Origin of the sequence: Flavobacterium sp. (genome assembly GCF_036405015.1) — a bacterium.
GTDB lineage: Bacteria > Bacteroidota > Bacteroidia > Flavobacteriales > Flavobacteriaceae > Flavobacterium.
The window spans coordinates 1-5,322 of record NZ_DASWYK010000044.1; the positions used below are offsets into that span (position 1 = coordinate 1).

Genomic DNA, 5,322 nt, shown 5'->3' on the forward strand with positions numbered 1-5,322 from the left:
TTCTTTCAATCCGAATTTATTTCAAAAAGGTCTGGATGCGACTATGGTTCAGGTGGATAAATGGGTAAAAGACGGCATCACGGCCGAAGAATTGGAAAACAAGAAAACCAACCTGATCGGAAGTTTTAAAGTTGGAATGTCGACCACAAACGGAATGGCAAGAACCATTTTAAGTTTTATCGAAAGAGGTTTAGAACCAAACTACATCGACCAATATCCAAAAGACATTGATAAGGCGACTTTGCAACAAGTAAACGACGCAATTAAGAAATACATCAAATTGGATAAGATGATTATCATCAAATCGGGATCTCTTGATAAAGACGGTTTACCTTTAAAATAATCTCAGTTTTCAGTTCAACTTTTAACTGAAAACTGAGACGGTTACTGACCATCAAAAAAAGTCTTTCATTATTTCATTTTAGAATCTGAATTAGTAAGCAATTTTCTGTGAAAGGCCTTAAGAGCTGTTTACAGACAGCTCTTTTTTTATCCTATCAAAAACAAAAACAACAATGAAAAATATCACAATTACAATACTAATGTTGCTTTCTTTCAGTATGTTTGGACAAATGTACAATCCTGTAAAGTGGTCAACATCGGTAGAGAAAATAGCAGATAAAGAATATGTTTTAAAAGCTCAGGCGGTGATTCAATCCGGCTGGCATTTATACGGACAATATATTGAAGAAGGCGGACCTTCAAGAACTGCTTTTACTTTCAAAAATTCGAATAAAAAGTTTGAGCTTATCGGAAAAACAACCGAAGAAAAAGGACACGAAGTAGTGGATAAAATCTTCGATATGAAAATTAAATATTTTGAAGATAAAGCTCTTTTTACACAAAAAATAAAATTTACTTCAGACGAAATTTCAAATGTTGCTGGTGAAGTTGAATTTATGGTTTGCGATGACAGCAATTGTTTACCACCAACTTCAGAAGAATTGACGTTTAAAATTCCAAGTGAAAAGAAAGTTGCTGCAGTTGAAGAAACCTCAACAGTAAAAGAAGATACTGTAATTAGTGAAGAAAAAACAGTTGTTCAAACCGAAGAAAAAGTTCAGGGCGCAGTTCCAGATTCTCCAAAGAAAACTGAATCAAGAGGATTACTGACGATTTTTATTTTAGCATTTTTATCAGGATTCGCGGCTTTATTAACTCCTTGCGTTTTTCCTATGATTCCAATGACGGTAAGTTTTTTTACCAAACAAAGTAAAAGCAAGGCGGCCGGAATTAGAAACGCTATGATCTACGGAATTTCAATCGTAATTATTTATGTTTTATTGGGGTCAATCGTAACGGCTGTTTTTGGTGCAGATTCCTTAAATGCGCTTTCAACCAACGTATGGTTCAATCTGATTTTCTTTATTTTATTGGTTGTTTTTGCTTGCTCGTTTTTGGGCGCTTTCGAAATTGTATTGCCAAGTTCATTAGCCAACAAAGTAGATTCGCAAGCCGATAGAGGAGGATTAATTGGAATTTTCTTTATGGCATTGGCTTTAGCCATTGTATCTTTTTCTTGTACAGGTCCAATTGTAGGTACTTTATTGGTTGAAGCTGCTTCAAAAGGCGGAATCGCGCCAATTGTTGGAATGTTAGGGTTTTCAATTGCTATTGCGTTACCGTTTTCATTATTTGCTGCTTTTCCAGGCTGGCTAAATGCATTGCCAAAATCTGGCGGCTGGCTGAATACAGTAAAAGTTGTTTTAGGATTTTTGGAATTGGCTTTAGCTTTCAAATTTTTATCAAACGCCGATTTAGTTTTGCAATTGCATTGGTTAGAAAGAGAAACTTTCTTAGCAATTTGGATCGCTGTTTTCGGAATGCTGGCTTTTTATTTATTCGGAAAAATCACTTTGCCGCATGATTCGCCTTTAAATCATATTTCAGTGGGAAGATTAGGTTTTGGACTTGTTGTTTTGAGTTTTACCATTTATCTGATTCCAGGACTTTGGGGTGCACCTTTGAAATTAATCAGCGGATTTCCACCACCAATGCAGTACAGCGAATCTCCAAACGGTTTAGGAGTTTCGGGTAATTCTGAAATAAAGATTACGGGTTCACTTCCAGAAGGAGCAGAACACGGTCCGCAAAATATCATCACTTTTCATGATTATGATAAAGGAATGGAATATGCTAAAAAACAAGGAAAACCAGTTTTACTAGATTTTACAGGATATGCCTGCGTGAACTGCCGAAAAATGGAAGAATTGGTTTGGTCTGATCCTAAAGTTTTGGGTGTTTTAAATAATGATGTGGTTTTGATTTCATTGTATGTTGATGATAAAAAAGAACTGCCAGAAAATGAGCAATACGTTTCTGAAACAACTGGAAAAAAGATTAAAACCATTGGAAACAAATGGAGCGATTTACAGATTAAAACCTACAAAGCAAATGCACAGCCGTTTTATGTAATTGTAGATCATAAAAGTGAAAATTTGACAGAACCGTCTGCTTACAATCCGAATATTGAAGAATATTACAATTGGTTGCAAAGCGGGATTAAGAACTTTAAAAAGTAAATGTTTTTGAAATGATAAATGAAATGGAAGTTACTTTGAAAACAAGCGAACTAGAACAGTATTTTTCTGAATTCAGAGAAAATACAATTGGTGTTAATCATAGTTTCGAATCGATTTACGGAACTCAAAATCTGTTATACGCCGATTGGATTGCTAGCGGAAGATTGTATTTCCCGATTGAAGATGTAATGATTCGTAAAATCGGGCCAATGATTGCCAACACGCATTCTTTTTCAAGCCAGACCGGAAAAGCTTCGACTTATGCGTATCAATACGCAAGACAGCTGATAAAAGATCACGTTAACGCATCCGATTCAGATTGTTTAGTAGCAACAGGAACAGGAATGACAGCGGCTTTAAACAAGTTACAGCGTATCATGGGATTGCGTTCTGAAGATAATATTTACAATGTAAAGCTCAATTTTGATGAGGAAAGACCAGTTGTTTTCATTACTCATATGGAGCATCATTCTAATCAGGTTCCATGGTACGAAACGATTGCAGATGTGGTGGTTTTACCTTGTAGAGAGAACAATTTAGTCGATCCTAAGATACTTTCAGAAGAACTTAAAAAATACGAGAGTAGAAGATTAAAAATTGGTTCGTTTACTGCTTGTTCGAACGTTACTGGAATTATTACACCGTATCATGAACTAGCCAAAATAATGCATCAAAATGGAGGTTATTGCTTTGTCGATTTTGCTGCTTCGGCACCTTATGTAAAAATTGATATGCATCCTAAAGATCCCGAAGAACAGCTGGATGCGATTTTCTTCTCGCCTCATAAATTTCTCGGTGGACCAGGCACTTGCGGAATCTTAGTTTTCAATGAAAAACTTTATCAATCTAATTTTCCTGATAATCCTGGTGGAGGAAACGTAAAATGCACTAATCCATGGGGAGAATATCACTATAGCGATGCGATTGAAGTAAAAGAAGATGGTGGAACTCCAGGTTTTTTGCAGGTAATGCGAACAGCTTTGTGTTTGGAATTAAAAGACAAAATGGGAGTTGAAAAAATGAAAGAAAGAGAAACAGAACTGCTTCAGCTTTGTTTTTCTGAATTACAGAAGATTGAAGGTTTGACCATTTTGGGAGATTTAGAAACCGAAAGAATTGGCTGTGTTTCGTTTACGATAGAAAACATTCATTACAATCTTTTGGTACGTTTACTAAATGATCGTTTCGGAATTCAGGTCCGTGGAGGTTGGTCGTGTGCGAGTACTTATGCTCATTTTCTGCTTGATATTGATGAAGAAAAGTCAAACGAAATTACGAGTGGAATCCTTCAAAAGAATTTAACTGAAAAACCAGGTTGGGTAAGGGTTTCGCTTCATCCAACAATGAAAAATGACGAGCTTTTGTTTATTACAAATTCGGTTAAAGAGATTGTTTTAAATATTGAAAACTGGCAGAAAGCGTATCAATATAACCCTGTTACTAATGAGTTTGATAATCTTTTGATTAAAGAAACTATTGAGGAAGATGTAAAAGAGTGGTTTGTTTTATAAATCATAAAAAAATACAGACTAAAAGAAGTTAATTCAATTGAAATAGCTAATGAAACTTATAAATAAAATGTTTGTGTTGAGTTTATTTCTAATACAATTTTTCAGTATACAGACAATAAATTCTCAAAATAAGAACCAACTTAGTATTGGTGATGTTGCTCCAGAAATAAAATATTCAAAATGGCTTCAGGGTGAGTCTATTTCCTCAGTAAAAGATGGTAAAGTATATGTATTAGAATTTTGGGCTACGTGGTGTGGCGCTTGCAGGCAGGCTATGGGGCACTTATCTGAGCTATCAAAGAAATATGAAGGAAAAGCTTCCTTTTTGGGCGTCAATGTGATGGAAAAGACAAAAGGACAATCTTATGAAGCGGTATTGCCAAAAGTAATGAACTTCATCAAAAGTGACTTGAATCAAATGACATATCCAGGTTTTGCTGATAGTAACGACGAGTACATGAAAAAGAACTGGATTGAAGCTGTCGGAAGCCAGGGACTTCCGTCTACTTTTGTGATCAGAGAAGGACGTCTTATTTGGATTGGGCATCCTTTTGCTCTTGATGGTTTAATGGATCAGTTTATCGACGGGACGTTTGATGTGAAAGCCTTTAAAGAACAGAATGAGGAGCAGAGAGCATTTTATGAGAAAGCAAGATTAGAGCAGATGAAAATAGATGAAGCTTTAAACAAGAAAGAATATAATAAAGCTATTGAGCTCATTGATGCAGGAATTGCAAAAAGTGCAAGCCCCGCTTATAAAATGCAAAAATTTAAAGTATTAGCAGATTATGTTTCTAAAGATAAAGCATTGGCTTATCTAGTTGATTTAAAAAACAAAAACGATAACGGCGCATTTGAAATTGCACGGATAATACCTAAACGAGATGATATGACATCAGCTATTTATGCTGTAAGTGTTGAAATTCTTCGTCAAAAACCTGTCGATCGTTATCAGCTAAGTGCAATTGCCATGCTTTTGGCTAAAATAGGCAAAGAGAAAGAGGCAATAGCAGAACAGGAGAAAGCAATAGAAATTTTAAAATTAGAAATTCTTGCCGACAAAAATAATCCAGCACTTCAAAAAGATCTACGAGAGTATGATAATCTTTTAAAAGAATTTAAGTCGCCTTAAAAAAAATAAAAACATACTAAGGATGAAGCCTCCAAAATCTAATTTGATTTTGGAGGTTTTTATTTTTAATTCAATTTCAAATTATAACGTTTTTAATGAAACGTTTTCTGTATTTCTCAACTTCTTCCACTTTATATATTTCTCTATTCATACGCTA

At 34.9% G+C, this 5,322-nt stretch carries 3 protein-coding genes and 1 pseudogene; all 4 read left to right on the top strand.

All coding sequences use genetic code 11. The features are described 5' to 3' along the window. Positions 1-343, top strand: a pseudogene (locus VGE71_RS03495) (insulinase family protein); the annotation flags it as partial. A 172-nt stretch (positions 344-515) separates the two neighbouring features. Continuing rightward, a complete protein-coding gene (locus VGE71_RS03500) occupies positions 516-2,522 on the top strand; it encodes a protein-disulfide reductase DsbD family protein (RefSeq protein WP_331137058.1) in 2,007 nt (668 codons plus the stop codon). A gap of 11 nt (positions 2,523-2,533) precedes the next feature. Further along, positions 2,534-4,033: an aminotransferase class V-fold PLP-dependent enzyme gene (locus tag VGE71_RS03505; RefSeq protein ID WP_331137059.1), complete on the top strand. Its 1,500-nt coding sequence runs from the start codon at positions 2,534-2,536 to the stop codon at positions 4,031-4,033. A gap of 49 nt (positions 4,034-4,082) precedes the next feature. Then, positions 4,083-5,165, top strand: a complete 1,083-nt coding sequence (locus VGE71_RS03510) for a TlpA disulfide reductase family protein (RefSeq protein ID WP_331137060.1) — start codon at positions 4,083-4,085, stop codon at positions 5,163-5,165. The last annotated feature ends 157 nt before the right edge of the window (positions 5,166-5,322 follow it).